This window comes from Embleya hyalina (assembly GCF_003967355.1).
GTDB classification, from domain to species: Bacteria; Actinomycetota; Actinomycetes; order Streptomycetales; family Streptomycetaceae; genus Embleya; species Embleya hyalina.
Window position 1 is genome coordinate 120,215 of the sequence record NZ_BIFH01000039.1, and the last position, 21,030, is coordinate 141,244.

The window sequence follows — 21,030 nt, forward strand, 5'->3', positions numbered from 1 at the left end:
GACCTCACCTGCCGTCACGTTCGACTCATCCGATGCGCCCGGTCCGACCCGGCTCGTCGCGTTCACCCCATCCGGTCCTTCCCGAAGAGCCGGAACCGACCGGTCCTCGGCGGCTCACCGGGCCTGCCCGGCGGCTCCGGGGGCCTGGGCGGCAGCACCGGCGGCGGTCGGTCCCCGGTGCCCGCCCGGTGCGCCGGCTGCGGTTGACCGGGCAGCGGCATGCGCTGCCGTTTGCGTTCCATCGCCGCCTCGTAGCCGCGCCGCCCCTCGGCGAGCGGGTCGTACTGGGCGTGGCCCGCCACGTACGGGTCCGGTTCGCCGAGTCGGCGCAGCAGTTCGCCGGCGCCCGGCCGACGCACCGCGTCCGCCTCGAACACGCCCTGGAACAGGTCGAGCAGCAGGCCCTGGGTCTCCACGCCGACCGGAACGCGGCCCTGACGGATCGGGCGTCCGGTGGTGACGTGGTAGGCGACCTGCGCGGCCGACCAGACGTCGTCGTGCGGATCGGCCGGTCCGGGCCCGCGCAGCGGCCCCGGTGCGGCCCACTGCGCGGTGCCCAGGCTGCTGCGCGGTTCGCCGGCGAGCGCCGCGTGCCCGAAGTCGACCACCTGGAGCCGGCGTTGCTCGCGCTGCCAGCGCACGCTGCTCGGGGTCAGGTCGCCGTGCACGACGCCGGCCGACTCGAGGTAGCGCACGGTACGGAAGATCGCCCGGCGGAACGCGTCCTGCTCCTCGCTGAGCAGCTTGCCCACCACGTCCTCGGCGGGCGGGCAGGGGCTCGCCTCCAGGAGCAGGAACGGCTCGACCCCGTCGAAGTCGTGTCCGGCCACCCGGACCAGCTCGCGCGGATACCCGGCGCCGCCGAAGGTGCGGACCAGGCGCAGCAGCACCCGGATCTCCGTCTCCAGGCTCGCCTCGGCGCCCACCCGGCGCCGCGGGTCCAGCCGCCCGAGCCGCTTCTGCACGAAGACGCTGCCGTCCTCCACGTCGCGCACGTCGCGGATCCGGAACGGCTGCCCGGGCGGGGTCGGCCGGTCCGGGCCGAACTCGACCCGACGTTCCACCGAGTAGCCCTCGGGGTCGGTGTAGCCGAGCTTGCCCTCGGCCGACGACTCGCCCGCCCGCCCCGCGCGCCCGCTCACGGCGCCCATCCGCCGTCGTACCGGTCGTCACCCGCACCGGGTCGGTCGGGGCCGCCGGCGCTCTCCTCCCAGATCCGCGCGTCGTCCACCGAGCCGGGCAGCAGCGGCAGCAGGCGCAATACGCCGGCCATCCGTCCGCCGCCGGTCCACACCAGTTCGTGCTCGATCGGGTGCCCGGTGCGGCGCTCGCGCAGCGCCTCGCGCACGGCGGGGCGCACCCCGCGCGGGGCGAAGCGCACGCTGACGGTGTGCGTGGGCGCGTGGTCGAGCAGGATCAACTGGTCGCTCGCGCACAGTTGCAACATCGAGTGCGCCGCGGGCTGTCCGAGCAGTTCGGCGATGCGATCCGCGTCGCCGCCGACCGCCTCGCCGACGTGCGGGCGGTCCTGGCCCTGCCGGCCGAACGGCGGCGCGGCCTGCACCCCGTTGTGCGCGAGGTGGTCGGCGTACGCGCGCAGCACGGGCCGCAGTTCGGGCGCCGCGCCGCGCCGGGACGCCTCCGCCGGGTCGCGCTCCAGGAGCGGCCACAGCGGCTCGAACGCGGCGTGCAGTGCGTCCACGAGGTCGCCGAGCACCGTGTCGTACAGGCTCGCCCCGGACGCGCCCGGCGGCGGGCCCGACGGCGGCGCGGGACGGCCGGGGGCCGGGTAGCCGCCGGTGCCGAACGCCTCCGTGCCGGGATACGGCGGCGCGGGACGGCCCGGCGGCGGGTAGCCGCCGGTGCCGAGGTTCCCCCCGCCGGGATACGACGGCGCGGGAGGGAAGCCCGGGATCGGGTTGCCGCCGGTGCCGAAGTTCTCCGCGGCCGGATCCGGTCCGGGCGGCTCGCCGGTGAACTGCCGCTCCAGCGCCGCCGCGTCGTCGGCCAGGAGCGTGGCGCTCTCCTCCAGCAACGCGGCCAGCACGGTGGCCCGGTCCACCGCCTCGCGGCGCGGACCGGCCAGCGCCCAGTCGTTCCACACCGTGCGCACGAGCAGCGCGTGCAGCCCGTGCAGCGCGCGGGTGGCCGCGCCCAGGCCCAGCACGCGGTCCCAGTGCCGCACCCGCAACCGCCAGTCCAGGCCGGGCAACACGAGCAGCACGGCCAGGCCGAGCACCAGGGCGAGTGGTCCCACGCCGGTCGGCGGATCCCACGCCCGCCCCGCGAGCACCCCGCAGATCGCGCCGACCAGGGCCACCAGGCCGGTGACCACGATCATCGGCAACGCCTCGGGCGGCAGCACCGCCCGGCCCTCGCGGTCCGGACGCCGGGCGGTGATCAGGATCGATCCGAACAGCGCGAGCAGCACCGCGAGCCCGGCGCCGACCACACCGAAGGCGGGCCACAGGGCGGTGAGGAACGCACCGACCACCAGGCCGCCGACGACGCCGACGTGGGCCGGGCCGAGCGGGAACGCGGCCGGGCGCAGGTAGCGGGTCAGGAAGCCGTCCGAGCAGCTCTGGTCCACCTCGTGGGCCCGGGCGGCGCCCGCCCCGGGGGTGATCCGGTCGGCGAGTTCGCGCAGTCGTTCGGCCAGCCCGCGCAGCCCCTCGGGGCGGTCGAAGGCGGCGGCGGTACGGGAGTACAGGGCCGCGGCCACCGAGTTCGCGCCGAGCCCGGGCGGCTCCGGGATCACCACGCCGACCTGGTCCAGCCAGGCCCGCCCGTCCGCGTCGAATCCGGCCGCGCCCCGGCCGACGGTCTGCCGGACCAGGTCCCGGTAGTCGCGCAGCACGGTCGCCGCGTCGGCGATCTCGCCGTCGATCGAGCGCCCGCCGCGCCCGGCCGAGCCGTAGAGCGCGACCGGCGCGGCCAGCACGGTCAGCCGCTGCTGGGCCCGCTTGAACCCCTGCTCGGCATGCGCCCATCGCGCCCCGAGCGCACCGTCCGGACGCACACACTCGCGCACCCCGCCGGTGGTGGTGACCAACCCGGCGCCCTGCTCGTCGGCCAGCGCCGCCAGCGGCTCCGGCCAGGGTTCGTCGACCCCGCCCTCGGCGCCGGCCAGCCGCTGCACGGCGCGGATCCGGGCCCGCTGTACCGCGTCGTCGCGGATCCGGTGCACGAACACGTTCATCCCGGGGGCGGCGATCGAGCGGGGCATCTCGGTCACCCCGGCGAGCACCTGGTCGAACACCTCGGGCTGGCTCAACACGTCGACCAGCGGCGCCAGCGCGTCCGCGTCGTCGGGCGTGAGCACCACGCCGGGCGCCCGCCCCGGCGCCCACTCGGTGCCCCGGATGTCGCCGACCCACAGCGTGGCCGCGTCGCTGCCCGCGAGTTGGCCGGGCCGGCGCAACACGATCGAGCCGTCCACGGGCGCGCCGACCGCGACGCACACGACCTTGCTGTACATGCCGGCGAAGATCCGCTCGTACGCGTGCCGGTGCGCCACCAACTCGTCGACGGAGTCGAGCACGAGCACCCGGTCGGCGTCCACGTTGCGGGTCCCCGCGGGCACCCGGGTGCGCGCGTAGGCGGTCTGGACGTCGGCGAAGGTCCGGGCCGCCATCACCGTGTCGTACTCGGTGCGCAGATCGACCACGATCACCAGCGGGCGCGGGATGCCCGCGCCGGGAACGGCGGTGTCGGTCACCAGCCACCCCCGGGCAGTTCGCGCTCGTCGTGGTCCTCGGGCGGGTCGAGCCGTCGGGTGCGGTCCAGGCCGTCGAGGCGGATCGTGCGATCGTCCGGATCCGGCTCGTCCGGGCCGGGCCGGTCGCGCGGGTCGTACGGATCACGCGCGGCGTGCGGGTCGTGCGCGTCCCGGGCGCCACGCGCGTCCCGATCCGCGCGCGGCAGCGCCGGCGGATACGGGTCGTAGGGTTCGTCCCGCTCGGTCCGCCCGCGGCGCTCCGAGGCGTCCCGGTCGTCCCGCCGCGGCGCCGGCTTGTCCAGGCTCGGTCGGGTCACCTCGGGCGGGTCCGCGTCACGCCACGCGTCCCGGCCGCGCGGTTCCGGTACGGCCCGCCGCTCCCGGTCCTCCTTCTCGAACACCGGCCCACCGGGCTCCCGAACGGCCCGCCGCTCGCGCTCCCGCTCCCGCAGGTCCTCCCGGTCCTCCCGGTCCCGGTCCTCCCGCGGCCGACGCGCCTCGCGCCGCTCGCGCTCCCGGTCCTCGCGCACCCGCTCCCGCTCGTCCCGCACCTCGCGCGCCTCGCGTACGTCCCGCACCTCGCGCGGATCGCGCTCGCCGCGAAGACCCCGCGCCTCCGGCGCGTCACGCACGTCCCGCGCATCGTGCGCGTCCCGCCCGTCCCGCCGATCCCGGAGGCCGCGCCCCTCCCGCACATCCCGCGCGTTCCGCTCGTCCCACGAATCCCGCTCGTCCCGCACCCGCTCGGGCCCGCGCCGCTCCCACTCCGCACCACGCTCGTCCCGGTCCCGGTCCCGGTCCCGTTCGCGCTCACGTTCCCGAGCCCGCTCGTCCGCCTCCCGGTCCCACACGTCGTCGCGCTCGTCCCGCCGGCGCTCCCGCTCCCGGCCGCGCTCGTCCACCGCGCGATCCCACCCGCCCCCGCGCCCGTCGTCGTATCCCGCGCCCGGGTAGCCCCCGTCCTCCTCGTCCCGATACTCCAGCTCGCGCAACGAGTCCCGGTTGGCGCCCTGGTGCGAGAACGACAGGTCGAGCGCGGCGGGCAGGGTGATCTCCCACAGCCGCAGCAGCTCCTCCGCCCAGCCCCGGCTGCGCTCGGGCAGCCGGTCGCGCAGTTCGTGCAGCGTGCGCACCTGGCGCGGGGCCACCTCGTGGACGAAGTGCCGGTACAGCGGCGCCGGTTCGCGCACCCGTGAGCCCAGCCCCTCGGGGTAGGTGAGCATCAACTGCTTGGCGAACTCCCGCCGCACCGACGCGTCGTCGGTCAGCGTCCACTCCTCGTAGGCGCGCAGCAGGCTGCCCCACGAGGACGCCCGATCGAACGGGCGCAGCGGCAGCTTCATCACGGTGGACCCGTGCGGGAGCCGGATGTCGACCACCTCGGGCGAGGACCGGTCCCCGCGCGCCACCTCGACCTGGCCGTTCCACATCGCGCACAACAGCCGGTGCAGGATGTAGGCCCGGTGGCCCTCGGTGGTGGCCAGCCAGTCGTAGGTGAAGCCGAGCCGCTGCCGCCACTTGAGGAAGTCGACCGGGTCCTGCCGGTCCAGCGAGCGCGACCACTGCGCGAGCACCTGGCGCACCTCGGGCACCTCGGTCAGGCTCATCGCGCTGCGGAAGAGCACCACCACGATCGACTCCTGCTCGACCGCGCGGAACTCGATCTTGCGGGACGGCTCGTTGGGGATGTTGAGCATCCGTTCCAGGTACTGCCGCACGTCCGCGTCGTGCGCGGTGCCCGGGTGCGCGATCAGCACCTTGAGTTCGCCGCTGCCCTCGGGCGAGAAGCCGTTGGGCAACATGCCCGCGAGCTTTTGCACGAACTGTTCCAGGTCCTCCTCGCCCACCGAGGCGCCGCGCTTGGTGGCGGCGCGGGTGAGCAGGTCGCGCACCGGCGGCAGCAGCGGCTGCGCGTTCAGCTCGCCGGCCTGAACGAACAGGGTCTTGACCTGCTGCTTGATCTGGTCGCGCACGTAGGTGACCGCGGCCGGGCCGCCCTCGCGCTCCTCGCCCATCTCGTAGGCGCGTTGCCAGATGCCCGTGCCGAGCAGCTTGCCGACGATCTGCGCGGCGCCGGCCGTCTCGGGCAGCCGTTCGCGGTCCACGAAGCGGCGCAACACCTGGCGGTAGAACGATTCGAGGTTGCCCTGCGGCGGCAGCAGGTAGGACACGCCGGAGCGCTGCCGGTACAACTCGCGGGTGGCCCGGGCGAAGTTGGCCTCCTCGGTGTCGCGGTGGTCGTTGAACGCCTGGGCGAGACCGTCCACGACATGCCGCAGATAGACCATCTTGCGGTCCCACACCTCGGCCTGACCGCCCCACTGGCCATGCCAGTTGCGCCGCGAGCGCCACTCGAACCAGCGCTGCTGGGCGGCGAGCGCGCGCTGCACCTCGGGGTCGCCCCACTTGGCCTTGACCACCCCACCGGCGCGGTCCTTGATGGCGGGTATGTGCGGCGCGTTGACGTTGACCCCGGGCGGCGGGGTGGGTTCGGTGCTGCAGTGCGCGAGCAGACCGGCGACCCCGGGCCGATCCGCGTCGTGGTAGAGCCGCCGATCGCCGAAGAGCACCCGCCGGGCCCGGAACAGGTCGCCGTCGGCCAGCAGTTGGCGGATCCCGCGGGCGTGATTGAACTCCTCGGCCAACTGCGCGGTATGGGTGCGTAGTTGCGCCTCCTGCTGGCGCAACGCCTGTTCCATCGCCCGGGTTCGGGCGTTGAGCGCCTGCATGATGCCCGCGGCGCCCTTGGCCGGCGAGGGGTCGGCGACGTGCGGCGGCGCGCACAACCACAGTTCGCTCAGTCCCGCCACCGACATGAACGACTTGATCTGCTCCAGGTTGGCCTCGGCGGACACCCGCACGTCCGAGGTCAGATCGCGCACCGCCTGGGCGAGCAGCCGACCGGCCACGATGTCGGCGAGTTCGTCCACCGGCACGGTCATCGACGCGACCAGGCTGGTGGAGACCCCGCAGGCGCCGATCCCGCTGGGCGCCGGCACCTCGCGCCGCACACCCTCGTTGATGAAGCTGTCCGCGAACGACTGGTACAGGTCGCCCTGGACGACCGCGTTCTCCAACTCCGGTCCGCCGGCGTTGAGTCCGGTCCCGATCAGGGACATCACCAGCGAGACCACCGAGCGGTGCAGGTCCTCGCGCTCGATGCCGCTGGTGCGGCTGAACAGGAAGCCGGTCTGCACGGTGCCGGCCTTGAGCCGGGTCGACTCCAGACCGGGGTAGCGCACCGCGAGGTTGCCCGCCGGCGCGCCCAGGCCGGTGTCCAACTCCTCCTGCGCGTACTGCCCGTTCTGGTCGTCGACCAGCTGGAACAGGTCGAGCAGCGCACGTCCGGCGTTGAGCACGGCGGGCCGCCCGCCCCCGCGCTCCTCGTCGAACGCGGACGGCATCAGCACCAGCGGGTAGATCTTGATCCCGTCGTAGCCCTGCGAGAACGCCTCGCCGATCAGGTGCAGGTAGTCGTAGAAGATCCCGCACCCGGTGCCGCCGGCGATGGAGAAGGCGACGAACACGTCGCAGGTGTTGCGGTTGTTCTGGCTGCCGCTGAGCGCCATCAGGTGGTCGTTGCCGTTGCTGATCAGGCCGACCGCACGGCGCAACGGGTCCATCGCGGGCGCGAGTCCGTGCCGGAAGGTCTCGAAGAGGGCGGCGCGCCCGACGGTGGGCAACTGCCCGGCGCCGCGCCGCAGCGGGGTCACCCGGGGCTCGCCCTCGCGGGCGGGCAGCCAGGGGATGGTCTCCTCCGACGCGTTGATCCGCAGCGAACGGGCCACTTCCGGATAGGTGTTCAGCGGCGGCACCAGCTGTGTGGTCAGGTGCGCGTTGCGGTCGGCGGCGGCCCGGTGCGCGGGCGGCGCGGCGCGCAGCCGCTGGCGCTGCAACTCGTTCTCGTTCAGGTCGGCGTAGACGAACTGGATGCAGTTGGGCAGTTGGTACGGGGCGAGTTGGCCTCCGAGCCGCTGCATCAGCCCCGTGCCGTCCGCGCCGCACAACTCCTCGCGCAGCCGTCGCTCGAGTTCGGCTCCGATCAGACATCCGGTGCCGCCCAGGCCCACGAACAGCATGGACTGGTGGATGGACATGCCCCTGCGGCCTTGCGCTGCCACGGGCCCTCCTCGAAAAGTGCGTGACGTGCGAGTTCAGGTGCCTTGGCCCCGCGCCGGGACTAACGCGGTGGTCCGTAGTCGAACGTGGTGTCGTCGGGGCCGGGGTTCGCCCCGGGACCCGAGCCGGGCTCCGCGACCGGTCCCGAACCGTACGGGCCGTAGGGGTTGTACGGCCGTTCCGCGCCGTAGGTCCCCTCGCCGCCGTACGGTCGCGGCGGCGCGGCCGTGGGCGCGGCCGAGCCGTAGCCGCCGTAGGGATCGGCGGAACCCCCGCCGCCGTACGGATCGGCGGTACCGCCCACCCTGTCGGCCGGTCCGGCCTGGACCCGCTCGTCGGCGAAGCCGAGCGCCAGTCCGGGTTCGATCTCGGTGGGGCGGCCCATGTCCAACTGCAGACGTGTGCCGAGCGGGGTCTCCACGTCCAGGGTGCCGGTCGCGGCGGTCCGCCGCACGGTCCACGCGGTTCCGGGTTCGTGCTGGTACAGCGGGATCAACTGCGGTGGGAAGGCGGTGGTGTCGAGCTTGAACCACATCGCCTCGGCGCGCTCGTCCAGCGGCCGGGTCTCCACCCCGATCTGCTGTCCGTCGCGGTACAGGCGCAGCACGATCGGCCCGATCCGCCGGGCCCGCCCGCGCCGCTTGGCGAGGTGGGCGAGCAGACCGAGCAGCAGCGCGATCAGCACGACGGCGCCGATCACCAGCCACAGATACCTGTCCCAGAAGCCGGGCGGCGGCTCGACCGTGATGGTGCGGGTGGTGTCGGCGAGGACCTTGTCGCCGTCACTGGTATCCAGCACCCGGACCCGGCCGGTGTGGTCGCCCTTGGCGATGCCGTCGCCGAAGGCGAGCTTGAAGCCGAACGAGTCGGAGCCGGCGCTCACCCGCTGCTCGCCGCCGGTGATCCGCATGCCGACGTTCGGCGGGAAGTCGGCGACCACCCGCAGGGTATGCGGCTTGCCGTCGGTGACCTTCCACTGCACGGTGCCGGCGACACTGCCGCCGGGTTCGATGGTGGTGTCGCCCCACTTGAGTTCGACGCCCACGGCCGCCGGGCCCTGGCCCAGGGTGACCGTCTTGACCTCCTGGGCGCCGGCCACGCCGGGCGCGGTGACGGTGCCGGTGAAGCGCACGTCGCCGGTGGTGCCGCCGGGGATCCGGTAGTCGCTGTAGAACTCGCCCTTGTCCCCGGCCCTGAGCGGGATGTCGGCCTTCAGACCGGCTCCCTCGACGTGCCCGGCCACCGTGACGCCCTTGAGCGCGGCGGGATCGGTCAGGTTCTTCTCCCGGGTCTGGAGGAAGACGCTGAACCGGACCGACTCGCCCACGCTCGGCTGCGGCGGGTTGAGCTGCACGTAGGACTTGACCACGCCCTGCCACAACGCCGCCGCGCTGACCGGCCCGGACGCGCCGGCGCGCGCCTTGAGGTGGATCCGCCACTTGCCGGCGATCGGGTCGGACACCCGCAGCGTCTCGGTCCGCGAACCCTGTCCGCGCCGCTCGGTGCCGGGCGCGGCGTCGACCTGCTTGCCGTCCGGGTCGAAGAAGGTGGCGTCGATGTCCGGGTTGGCCTTCTGCACCTGGATGACCACGTCGGTGGCGATCGCCGGGATCGTCACCTCGAGGTCGGCCTCGCCGTCGACGTCGGTCGAGGCGGTCTGGGTCACCCCGGCGCAGCGCGCGCTGCCGAAGGCCTTGCGCAGGGTCTGTACGACCTCGCCCGAGTCCTTGATGACCGCCGCCTTCGGCGCGTCCTCGGGGCGGGCCGAGCAGAACGACGGCGCCCCGCCGCTCGCGATCCGGTTCAGCTGCGCGGTGTCGATCCCGGCGCCGAAACCCAGTGGCCAGATCTGTACGCCCGCCGCCTTGGCCTCGGCCAGCGCACTGGTCAACGCCTTGTCCAACTCGCCCGGGATCCGCGCGGCGTCGGCGCCGTAGCCCTCGTTCGGCTGCACGGACATCGCGCCGTCGGTGGTGATGAACAAGACCCTGGGCTGCCCGGCCGGCGCGGAGCGGAGCATGCTCACGCCCTGCTTGATCGCGGCCGGGATGTCGGTGTTGTTGCCCTCCTGGTCGGTGCGCGGGCGCAGCTTGCCGGCGCACCCGGCCGCGGTCGGGTCGGACACCGGGATCATCGGACAGACCACGTCCACCGCCGGCTTGGATCCGGCGCCGCTGCCGAAGCCGACCACGCCGACCCGGGAGTCGGGCGAGAGTTCGCCGATCGCGGCGAGTCCGGCGGCGTCCTTCTCCCGATCCAGGTCGGGGCCCTTGAGACTGCCCGACTCGTCGACCAGGACCACGTAGGAGATCGGCGCGACCTTGAGGTTGGGATCTCCCCCCGGCGGATCGGCGGCGCGGGCGGCGCCGGGCAGGAGCGCGAGTGCGAGCGCGCCGAGCACGATCGCCTTGGCCGACCGTCGTGAACGCCGTGTGGAGGGCGCCGGCCGCGGCGCTCCCCGGCGGACAGGCAGCACCACTGTGGCGTCCCCCCTGCTGTCGGCCCCGCGTGCGCGGGGCACACCTCGGGTGTTCGGCAACGTTCTAGCAGCAACGCGGGGGGTTGCGGGCACTGTTCGCGATCACTGGAACACGCCCGGTTCCGAACCGTTATCGGCCACCACCCGTGCACCCCCGTGCGGGCTTCCACGATGCACCATCCCACCGTCCGGCGGAACCGAATCGACCGGATACGAACAAGGGCCGCAGCGGTTCCACTCGAAAGTGGAACCGCTGCGGCCGTCAAGGCAGTTGCCCGCCCGTGCCGATGGCGGTGACTACAGGTCGACCTGGCGGAACAACAGCCCGATCTCGTCGTTGGACAACCGGCGGGTGCGACCGGGCTTTTGGTCGCCGAGTTGGATCGGGCCGAACTGCGTGCGCACCAGGCGCTCGACGGGGAAGCCCAGTTCGGCCAGCATGCGCCGGACGATGTGCTTGCGGCCCTCGTGCAGGACCACCTCGACGAGGTAGTTGTTGCCGACGCTGTCCACGATCCGGAAGCTGTCGGCGCGCGCGACGCCGTCCTCCAGTTCGACCCCGTCCTTGAGCCGCTTGCCCAGGTCGCGCGGGATCGGGCCCTGGATCGAGGCGAGGTAGGTCTTGCGCACCTCGTAGCGGGGGTGGGTGAGCCGGTTGGACAGCTCGCCGTGGTTGGTGAGCAGGATCAGGCCCTCGGTCTCGGTGTCCAGCCGGCCGACGTGGAACAGGCGCTGCTCGAACTCGGTGATGTAGTCGGCGAGGGTGAACCGGCCGTCCGGGTCGTACATGGTGGAGACCACGCCGGTCGGCTTGTTGAACGCGATGTAGGTCTCGGCCGGGCGGGTCGGGATGCGCATCCCGTCGACCTTGATCTCCACCGTGTCCGGGTCGACCCGCATGCCCTGCTCGGTGACCCGCTCGTCGTTGACCTGGACCCGGCCCGCGTCGATCAGGTTCTCGCAGTGCCGGCGGCTGCCGATGCCCGCGTCGGCCATCACCTTCTGCAGCCGCACGCCCTCCTGCTTCTCCCGCTCGTTGCGCTCGGTGTTGCGCATCGTGGTGGGCCGACGGTCGGGGCGACCGGTGCCCGCCGAGGGACGGCGGTCCTTGCCGCCCGCGGCGCCCGACTTCGGCTGCCCACCCGCGCCGCCGCGACGGTTGTCGTCGGCGACCCGCCGGGGCTGCGGAGTGTTGCTGCCGCGCCCGGTGCCCCCGCGCTTGTTCACCGAGCGTTCCTTGCCTCGGTCGTTGCCGCCGGAGCCTTGCCTGTTGGTGGGTGCCATCAATCTTCCGTAGTCGTCTCGCCGTCGTCGGGATCGGTGTGCACCGCCCCGGTATCCCTCCCAGTATCCCCGCTCCGCGCAAGCGGGTACGCCGCGCGGGTCGGCAACAGCTCCGGACTGGCCCCGCCCTCCGCCTCCAGGGCCTCGATCTCGGGCAGGAAGGGGGCCAATTCCGGCAACTCGTCCAGCGAGCGCAGGCCCATCCGCTCCAGAAAGTATTCGGTGGTGCGGTACAGCGTGGCCTGGGTCTCGTACTCGACCCCGTACTCCTCGACCAGCCCGCGCGCCAGCAGCGTGCGCATCACCCCGTCGCAGTTGACCCCGCGCACCGCGGCGATCCGGCCGCGGCTGACCGGCTGGCGGTAGGCGACCACGGCCAGCGTCTCCAGCGCGGCCTGGGTGAGCCGGGACTGCTGCCCGTCCAGGACGAAGCGCTCGACCGCGGCGGCGTGCTCGGGACGGCTGTAGAAGCGCCATCCGCCGGCCACCTCGCGCAGGTCGAAGCCGCGCCCCTGGGCGGTGTACTCCAGGGCCAGCGTGCGCAGCGTGGCGACCACCTCGGGCAGGGGGTGTCCCAACACCTCGGCGAGCACGTGTTCGGACACCGGCTCCTGGACCACCATCAGGACGGCCTCCAGAGCCGCCGGGAGCGGACTGTCGGACACCGGGAGGGTGGGGGGCGGGGTCTTGGCACGCGCGGCCCGGGGGGCGGGCACCGCGGCCTCGACGGGCGCCGGCGGCGGTTCGTGCCCGGGGGCGGCCTCGGGTTCCGCTCCGGGTTCGCGCCGGTAGCCGTCGTCGTTCACGTGCCCTCCTCCTCGTCCGCGTCCCGCACCACGGTGTCGAATTCGTCGAACTCCCCGCTCACCGCCACGTCCTCGCCGGCGCCCGCGGTCCACTTCACGGTCAGCTCCCCCAGTGCCTCGACCTGGTCGAACCCCACCGCCAACTCGCGGAAGAGTTCGAGCAGGACCAGGAACCGGGCCACCACGTGCAGCGTGTCCGGCGCGTCCGCGGCCAGTTCGGCGAAGGTCGCGCTGCCCATCCGGCGCAGCCGCTCGACCACTATCGCCGCCTGCTCGCGCACGCTCACCCGCTGTACGTGGATGTGCTCGATGGACACCACCTTCGGTGCCTTCGGCGTCATCGCCTTGGCCGCCATCCGGGCGAACCGCTCCAGGTCGGTGGTGATCACCACCTCCGGCAGCAGCCCCTGGTAGCGCGGCTCCAGCGGCACGTCGCGCGGATACCGGCGGGACTCCTCGGCCCACCGATCCGCCAGGATGCCGGCGATCTGCTTGTACGCCCGGTACTGGAGCAGCCGGGCGAACAGGATGTCCCGGGCTTCGAGCAGGGCCAGGTCCTCCGCGTCCTCGACCTCGGCGGCGGGCAGCAGCCGGGCCGTCTTGAGGTCGAGCAGGGTGGCCGCGACCAGCAGGAACTCGGTGGCCTGGCCGAGATCCCAGTCCGGCCCCTGGGCCCGGATGTGCGCGATGAACTCGTCGGTGACCCGGGACAGCGCCACCTCGGTGACATCCAGCCTGTGCTTGGCGATCAGGCCGAGGAGCAGGTCGAACGGGCCCTCGAAGTTGTCCAGGCTGACCCGGAAGCCGGTGCCGTCGTCCGGTGCCGACACCGGCGCCGGCGCCTCGGCGGGCGAGGGCGGGGCGGGCGCGGGGACGCGGAGCGGAGCGGGCGCCGCCTCGGGATCGGCGGGCCCGGATCCGGCCCCGGCGGCGGACGTCGGCGGCGGCGACCCGTCCGGCCCGACCGGAGCGGTGGGCCGGCCCGGGCCGCGCCCGAGCGCGCGTCGGGGGCGGGCGGAACCGTGGGTGTCGGACATCGTGCGCTCAATGGTGCGGGCCGCGACTGCGGGAAACGGCACGGACCCGCCGGGCGGTGGTCCGAATTGGGCCACTCAGGGGACCGGCGGGTCCGTCGAGACTTCACCGAGCGGGCGACCGCTCGAATCGGGTTCGTCGCTCAAGAGCCACGCAGCCGGCGGACGAGAATGCTCGCCTCGCCGCGCGCCTCCAGGTCGGCCAGGACCACCGCGACCGCCTCGCGCACTATCCGCCCGCGGTCCACGGCCAGGCCGTAGTCGCCGCGCAGGCTCAGCCGCGCGTGTTCGAGGTCCATCAGTTCCTCGGCGGAGACGTAGACGGTGATCTTCTCGTCGTGGCGCTCGCGCCCGCTCGGGCGGCGCTGCGCACGGGTGCGCCGATGGGCCGGACGCGCGTTCGGGTCGACCCCCGCGGCGGCGGACATCGACGACGCCCCCGACGGCGTGGGCGCCTCGCGGCGACCGGGCACGGGATGTTGTACGGCGTGCTGTTCGGCCTCGCCGGATCCGCCGTCCGCACCCGACGACTCGTGTCGCTCGGTGCTGTCGGGGGTGGCCCCGACCGGTGGAACCTGCGCGGGTACGGTGCCGCGCTGCTCTCCCGCGTCGCCGCCGGCGCTCTGCTGCTGTCGCAACATCGCGCCGCCGGTGGTGCGGAACAGCTCGTCGGCACCCGGAAGACTCACTCGGCGCGACACCGGGCGAGCACCTCCCTGGCGAGCTGACGGTAGGCGGCGGCGCCCACCGAGTTGGAGGCGTAGGTGGTGATCGGTTCGCCCGCGACGGTGGTCTCGGGGAACCTGACGGTGCGTCCGATCACCGTGTGGAAGACCTGGTCGCCGAACGCCTCGGTGACCCGGGCCAGCACTTCGCGGCCGTGCACGGTGCGGACGTCGTACATCGTCGCCAGGATGCCGTCGAGCACGAGGTCGGGGTTCAGCCGCTCGTGCACCTTCTCGATCGTCTCGGTCAGCAGCGCCACACCGCGCAGCGCGAAGAACTCGCACTCCAACGGCACGATGACGCTGTTCGCCGCGGTGAGCGCGTTGACCGTGAGCAGACCGAGCGAGGGCTGGCAGTCGATGATGATGTAGTCGTAGTCGTTGACCAGCGGCCGGATCGCGCGCGAGAGTGTGGTCTCCCGGGCGACCTCGGTGACCAGCTGGACCTCGGCGGCCGACAAGTCGATGTTGCTGGGCAGCAGGTCCATGCCGGGGATGATCGTCTTCAGCAGCACGTCGTCCGCGCTGAGATGACTTTCCATCAGCAGGTTGTAGACCGTGAGTTCGAGCTCCATGGGGTTGACGCCCAGGCCCACCGAGAGCGCGCCCTGGGGGTCGAAGTCCACGAGCAGGACCCGACGGCCGTATTCGGCCAGCGCGGCACCCAGGTTGATGGTCGACGTGGTCTTGCCGACGCCGCCCTTCTGGTTGCACATCGCGATGATCTTCGCCGGCCCGTGTTCGCTCACCGGCGCCGGGATCGGGAAGTAGGGAAGGGCGCGGCCGGTCGGGCCGACCCGCTCGCGCCGCTGCGTGGCGGCGTCGGGAGCGAGGGTCGCGGCGTATTCCGGATCCGGTTCGTAGTCCGCGTCGGGATCGAACGGTCCGCCACGCAGTTCCTCGGCGTAGCGCAACTCGTCGTCGTAGTAGTACATATCGTAGGCGTACTCGTGCGCGTCCGGGCCGTCGAGCCCGTCGGGCCCGGCCTGGCCGGCCGGGCCGGTGTGGCCCGCCTGGACGGCGGCGTCCGTGCGCGTCCCCTGCTGGTCCTGCGGGCCGTCGGCGGGCCCGTAGGAAGAGGTAGTCGGCGCTGCACGGCCCGGCGCCGCCCCTGGCTGGGCACCCCCGGGAGCAAATGTCGACTCGTTCACAAGTCGTCTTACCTCCTTGCCGACCAGGTCATTTCTTGCTTCGTCAGCCTGAGTCCTTGCCGACGGATCGCGACTCTATGGCGTTGCGGACGGTCGCAGCAAGGCGAACCGCCCGACGCATGCAACATGTGAGGTGATCCAGTCAAGCGCCCGAGGGTGGGATCCTCAGTACATCTGATGTGGTTCGCCGGGGGTTTCGCGCACGTAGACTCGGGTCGTGGACACCGAGGAATGACCCAGGAGTTCTTGGACGACCCGGACATCGGCCCCACCGTCGAGCAAATGTGTGGCGAACGAACTCCGAAGTGTACGTGGGGAGATGCCCCGCTCCGGAGCACCGCGGCCGGCCGCGTCGGCAAGCACCGCCCACCCGCTCTGCCGTGACAGCCGGCCGCCTCGCGCGTTGAGGAAGACGGCGGCGCCACCGGATCCCGAGGCGGCCAGTTCCGGGCGCGCCCGGATCACATACGCGTCGAGCGCCGCCAGGGCGCTCGCCCCCAACGGCACGACCCGCCGTCGCCCGCCCGAACCACGAAGCCCGATCGTGCCGGCCGCCAAGTCGACATCGGAGAGGTCCGCCCCCACCGCCTCCGAAACCCGCGCCCCACACCCATACAACACTTCGAGCAGCGCCCGATCCCGAAGCCCGAACGGCTCCGCGGCGGCCGAGGCCGCGACGAACAACGCCTCCACCGACTCCGGTGACAGCACATCCCCACGCCGCCGCGCCGGAGCCACCGGGGGCGGGGCGACCCCGCACGCCACATCCACGGCAACCCACCCGGCACGCACCGCGAACGCGTGAACCCCCCGCACCGCCACAAGCGCCCGGGCCACGGAAGCCGGCGCCAACCCCTCCGCCCGCAACGCCTCGCCGAACCCACGCACATCCGCGGACCGAACCCCGCCCAACTGCTCGACGCCGAGCCCACGCAGATATAGGAGGTATCGCCCGAGGTCCCGCCGATAGGCGGCCAACGTGTTCCCGGCCAACCCGCGCCGAAGCCCCGAATACCCTAGATACTCCTCGACGACGGTCTCCACGCCTCCATTCTGGGGCCCAAAACACCACATGCCGCACACCCACGTCATTGGGGGTGTACGGCATGCGCGCAACGGTCCCGAAACCCGGAGACCGAACCGACCGACTCTCGGCCCGGGTCACTCGGCCCGGCCGGCGCCCGAGGCCGATCGAAACCGGGTCAGGAACCCAGGACCTCTTCGAGCGAAACGGCGTCGATCCCCAGCGCCTCACCGACGGCCGCGTTCGTAAGCCGACCCTCGTGCGTCGACAGACCCAGCGCCAACGCCCGATCGGCCTTGGCCGCCTCACGCCACCCACGGTTCGCCAACTGCACGATGTACGGCAGCGTCGCGTTCGTCAGCGCGTAGGTGGACGTGTGCGGCACCGCACCCGGCATGTTCGCCACGCAGTAGAAGATCGAGTTGTGCACCTTGTACACCGGGTCGTCGTGCGTCGTGGCGTGCGAGTCCTCGAAGCAACCGCCCTGGTCGATCGCGATGTCGACCAGCACCGAGCCCGGCTTCATCCGCGACACCAGCTCGTTGGTGATCAGCTTCGGCGCCTTCGCGCCCGGGATCAGCACCGCGCCGATGACCAGGTCCGCGTCCAGCACGGCCTTCTCGATCTCGTACGTGTTCGACGCGACCGTCTGAAGATGCCCCTGGTAGATCCGGTCCGCGTCGCGCAGCGCCTGGATGTTCCGGTCGAGCAGCAGCACCTCGGCCTGCATGCCGAGCGCGATCGCCGCGGCGTTCATCCCCGAGACACCGGCGCCGATCACGACGACCTTCGCGGCGTAGACGCCGGAGACGCCACCCATGAGGGTGCCGCGACCGCCGCCCTGCGCCATCAGGTGGTATGAGCCGACCTGCGGCGCGAGCCGACCGGCCACCTCGGACATCGGCGCGAGCAGCGGCAGCGCGCCGTTGGGCAGCTGCACCGTCTCGTAGGCGATGGACGTGGTCCCGGCGTTGAGCAGGGCCTCGGTGCACTCCTTACCCGCGGCGAGGTGCAGGTAGGTGAACAGCGTCTGGTCCTTGCGGAGCCGGCCGAACTCGGAGGCGATCGGCTCCTTGACCTTCAGGATCAGCTCGCCGGTCGCCCAGACCTCGTCCGCCGTACCGAGGATGGTCGCCCCCGCGGCCACGTACTCCTCGTTGGGGATGGACGAGCCGACACCGGCGTCGTGCTCGATGAAGACCTCGTGACCGTTGCGCACGAGCTCGTGCACGCCGGCGGGCGTGATCGCCACGCGGTACTCGTGGTTCTTGACCTCGCGGGGGATACCGACCTTCACGGCTATCAAGTCCTGTCGACAGAGGGTTGGGCACCAGCGAGCCCGAGCATGCGAAATGCACGCCGTACCTCGTGGTGTCCCTAGCTTAGTGCGGTTGGAACCCCCCGCCAACCTTACAAAGTGGCAGTGAGGACTCGACCGCTTGTCTATTTCGTAGGTTGCGCCCAAAACTTTGGACAGCAGCGACTACCCACAAGGGGGCTATTCGTCACCCAGGAAGCGGCGAACCTCGTCGGCCTCGGGCGCGCCCGCGTCCACGAGCAGGGCCAATGCCTGCCGACGGCGCGATCGGGCGTCCCGGGCGTCGCCCGAATCGAGCGCCAATTCGGCGCTCTGCAACAGCGCCAGCGCCTCCAGCCGCTCGTCGCCGGCCGCGCGAAACGCCTCCATCGCGTCCCGGTACACCGTCAGCGCCTCGGGCACCCGACCCGCCTCGCCGAGCACGGCGGCGATGTCGGCCAGCACCCGGCCGATGTCGGCGGGGTCGCCGATCCGCCGACGCACCCCGAGCGCCGCCCGGTGGTCGCGCACCGACTGTTCGAAGCGACCCATCCGCGCGTGCAGCCGGCCCAGGTGGGAGAGCACCCGCGCCTGGCCGGCCGCGTCGCCGATGGTGCGGCGCAGCAGCAGCGACCGGTCGTACCAGTCGGCGGCCCGCTGCAGGTCGCCCAGGTCGGCGTAGGCGTTGCCCAGGTTGACCATCGCCCGCCCCTCGCCGGCCGGGTCGCCCAGTCCGCGGGAGACCTCCAGCGCCGCGCGGTAGCAGGACAGCGCCTCCTCCAACTCCGCGCGCGCGACGTGCAGGTTGCCCAGGTTGAGCAGGGCGACCGCCTCCTGCCGACCGGAGCCGGCCCGGCGCGCGGTGGTCAGCGCGAGTTCGTGCAGCTCGCGCACGTCGCTCCAGTGCGCGCGTCGGTCCAGGAGCCGGGTGAGCACCGAGACCAGCCGGCGCGTCGCCGCGTCCAGCCCGGCCGCGGCCGCCACCCGGGCGGCGGCCAGCAGTTCGGGCCGCTCGTCGCGCAACCACGCTCGGGCCTCGTCGGCGCTGTCGAAGCGCACGTCGGCGGCCGGGTCCGGACCGCCGGTGCCGATGATGATCCGCTCCGCCGACCGGGCCAGGCGCACATACCGGTCGAGCAGCCGCACCCGGGCGTTGCGCCGTTCGCCGGGCCGCTCCTCCGCGTCCAGACGCTCCTGTACATAGCCGCGCACCAGGTCGTGGAAGCGGAAGCGGCCCGGTACCGAGCCCTGCTCCAACAGGTGCAGCTCGCGCAGCTCGATCAACGACCGGGTGGCCGCGTCCGGCCCGCAGTCGGCCAGCGCCGCGGCGGCGTCCGCGCCGAACTCGCGCCCCGGCACCAGCGCGAGCAGCCGCAACAGCCGGGCGGCCGACGGCACCAGTTCACGATGGATCAGCGAGAAGCACGCCCGCACCGCCAGGTCGTCCCCGGCCTGCTCGTGCAGCCGCAACCGCTCGGCCCGCAGCCGCCGCCCGACGTCGGCCATCGCGTAGCGCGGCCGGGCCCGCAACCACGCACCCGCCATCCGCAGCGCCGCCGGGTGGTGGTCGCACAGCGCGGCCAACTCGTCCGCGGCCCGCGGATCGCACGCGACCCGGGTGTGCCCGGCCAGGTTCCCGAGCAGTTCGGCCGCGGCGCGCGGGTCGAGCATGTCCAGCGCACAACTGCGCACCGCCGCCGCCCGCCCCAGGCCGGTGAGCGGGGCCACGGAGGTGACCACCACGAGCGCGGTCGGGCTCTCCGGCAGCAGCGGCCGCAACTGCGGCGTCCCGGTCACGTCCTCGAGCAGGATCAGGAATCGTTTGCCGTCCAGGTGTTCGCGAAAGAGCCGGATGCGCTCCTCGTGCGCGGAGGGGATGCTCACCGTGCCGAGCGCGTACAACATCGACTCCAGTACGTCGCCCGGCGGGATCAGCTCACCGCGCGGCCCGGTGAGCCGCGCGTAGAGCCGCCCGTCCGGGAAGTGCGGGGCCAGCCGATGGGCGAGCCGCACCGCGAACTCGGTCCGCCCCACCCCCACCGGCCCGGTGATCGCGACCACCCGGTCCCGGGGCAACCACACCGTGCGGGTGGTGCCGGGGTGCTCCGGATCGGTCGGCGCCAGCTGCGCGGGAATCGCCGCGCCGGGTCCGGTCACCCAGGTATAGAGAGTGTCGAGTTCGTCGGTACGCCCGACGAAGTCGGGTCCGCCGGGCGGCAGTTGGTCCACGATCGCGGGCAACGCCCCGACCGGCGCGCGCATTCCGGGAACCAGCCCCTCGGTCGACGCGCACGCGACCTCGGACTCCCCGGTCACACCCACCGCAGACGCCCCCTGTCTCACCCACACCCATCGCGCAGATTACGACCACGCACCGGCCCACAGGGCCCGACTCGCCAACCCCGAGTCACGAAATCCGCGGCCTCGCCCGCCCGGGGCGACGGGCGGCCGGATGGGCGACACGTCCCGGGCCCACCAGGACGCGACCGCGGCCCGTCAGAACGGCCGGGCGGGCCAGGGCGCGTCCGCGGCCCGAAGCGCGTCCAACCCGTCCCCCGCCCGCGCGGCCGACAGCGCCAACGCTCCCGAAACCAGTATCGGATTGTGCAGTTCGCCCGCCAGGATCAGCCCGATCGCCTCGTCCTGCGGCAGCCAGGCGAGTTCCATCCCGACCTCCTCGTGCTCCACCGCGAACCGCTCGGCGGTGGACTCGGACAATCCGCGCGCGAGGAACACCCGGATCGCCTCGTCCGAGGAGCCGGGTGTGGTGTAGATATCCACCAGCACGTTCCAGACGGCGGCCTCGTGGTGCGCCTCCTCGAACAACTCCCGCCGGGCCGCGTGCAGCGGATGTTCGCCGGCCACGTCCAGCAATCCGGCCGGGATCTCCCACAACTTCTGCCGCACGGGATGCCGGTACTGCCGCAGCACCAGGATGCGCCCCCGCTCGTCCAGCGCCACCACGCCCACCGCGCCGGGGTGGTCCAGGTAGTCGCGCCGCGCGCGGCTCCCGTCCGGCATCTCGACCAGGTCGCTGCGCATCGACCAGACCCGCCCCCGAAACGGCGTCTCACTCGCCGAAACCGGCCACGACTCGGGGGTGTCGCCGATCCTCGCCCGAATCCGCGGGTCGTTCACGATGCGCTCCCTCTCACCCGGCCGCCGGCCGAATACCGCCGCCCCGATCGGCCAGCCTAATGGTCCTCGACCGTGCGCCGGCCACGAGCGGGACCGTGATCGCGCCGACGCCGACCACCGTCGATCGGGGCAGGCGGCACGTGCCGGCCGACGACGACGCGCACGACCCGAGTCCGCGCACCACGCGCGCCCGGATCCGCCGCACCCGGCGAAACGCGGGAAGCCACCCGCCCGCGTGCGCGGGTGGGTGGCTTC

Annotated in this window: 13 protein-coding genes; all 13 read right to left on the reverse strand. The window is 73.1% G+C overall.

Translation table 11 applies throughout. The features are described from left to right. Positions 1–62: 62 nt before the first annotated feature. Positions 63–1,142, reverse strand: coding sequence for a protein kinase domain-containing protein (locus tag EMA17_RS40105; protein WP_160161732.1), 1,080 nt, complete (start codon positions 1,140–1,142; stop codon positions 63–65). Beyond that, on the reverse strand, positions 1,139–3,718 hold the full coding sequence (locus tag EMA17_RS40110; protein WP_126642164.1) for a hypothetical protein: 2,580 nt from the start codon (positions 3,716–3,718) through the stop codon (positions 1,139–1,141). The genes EMA17_RS40105 and EMA17_RS40110 overlap by 4 nt, the downstream gene beginning before the upstream one ends. Next, positions 3,715–7,839, reverse strand: a complete 4,125-nt coding sequence (locus EMA17_RS40115) for a tubulin-like doman-containing protein (protein ID WP_218043226.1) — start codon at positions 7,837–7,839, stop codon at positions 3,715–3,717. Before EMA17_RS40115 ends, EMA17_RS40110 begins: the two co-directional genes overlap by 4 nt. A 59-nt stretch (positions 7,840–7,898) precedes the next feature. After that, entirely contained in the window at positions 7,899–10,238 is a 2,340-nt protein-coding gene (locus tag EMA17_RS40120) for a VWA domain-containing protein (RefSeq protein WP_160161733.1), read from the reverse strand. A gap of 375 nt (positions 10,239–10,613) precedes the next feature. Then, entirely contained in the window at positions 10,614–11,600 is a 987-nt protein-coding gene (locus EMA17_RS40125; RefSeq protein ID WP_126642166.1) for a pseudouridine synthase, read from the reverse strand. Next, positions 11,600–12,223, reverse strand: a complete 624-nt coding sequence (gene scpB / locus EMA17_RS40130) for an SMC-Scp complex subunit ScpB (RefSeq protein ID WP_246127207.1) — start codon at positions 12,221–12,223, stop codon at positions 11,600–11,602. The genes EMA17_RS40125 and scpB overlap by 1 nt, the downstream gene beginning before the upstream one ends. Before the next feature lie 179 nt (positions 12,224–12,402). Continuing rightward, the gene (locus tag EMA17_RS40135) at positions 12,403–13,443 is read right to left on the reverse strand and encodes a segregation and condensation protein A (protein ID WP_126642168.1); all 1,041 of its coding nucleotides are present in this window, start codon (positions 13,441–13,443) and stop codon (positions 12,403–12,405) included. Positions 13,444–13,583: 140 nt separating this feature from the next. Further along, positions 13,584–14,141 (reverse strand): hypothetical protein, encoded by a 558-nt coding sequence (locus tag EMA17_RS40140; protein ID WP_126642169.1) that lies wholly within the window; start codon positions 14,139–14,141, stop codon positions 13,584–13,586. After that, positions 14,126–15,100 (reverse strand): ParA family protein, encoded by a 975-nt coding sequence (locus tag EMA17_RS40145; RefSeq protein ID WP_020555592.1) that lies wholly within the window; start codon positions 15,098–15,100, stop codon positions 14,126–14,128. The genes EMA17_RS40140 and EMA17_RS40145 overlap by 16 nt, the downstream gene beginning before the upstream one ends. A gap of 381 nt (positions 15,101–15,481) precedes the next feature. Then, positions 15,482–16,360 carry a tyrosine-type recombinase/integrase gene (locus tag EMA17_RS40150; protein ID WP_307721589.1) on the reverse strand — a complete coding sequence of 293 codons (879 nt, stop codon included), beginning with the start codon at positions 16,358–16,360 and terminating at the stop codon, positions 15,482–15,484. 158 nt (positions 16,361–16,518) lie between these two features. After that, positions 16,519–17,637: an alanine dehydrogenase gene (ald, locus tag EMA17_RS40155; protein WP_078977799.1), complete on the reverse strand. Its 1,119-nt coding sequence runs from the start codon at positions 17,635–17,637 to the stop codon at positions 16,519–16,521. 201 nt (positions 17,638–17,838) lie between these two features. Beyond that, positions 17,839–19,959 (reverse strand): tetratricopeptide repeat protein, encoded by a 2,121-nt coding sequence (locus EMA17_RS40160; RefSeq protein ID WP_126642171.1) that lies wholly within the window; start codon positions 19,957–19,959, stop codon positions 17,839–17,841. 174 nt (positions 19,960–20,133) lie between these two features. Then, on the reverse strand, positions 20,134–20,775 hold the full coding sequence (locus EMA17_RS40165; protein WP_126642172.1) for an NUDIX domain-containing protein: 642 nt from the start codon (positions 20,773–20,775) through the stop codon (positions 20,134–20,136). Positions 20,776–21,030: the final 255 nt, after the last annotated feature.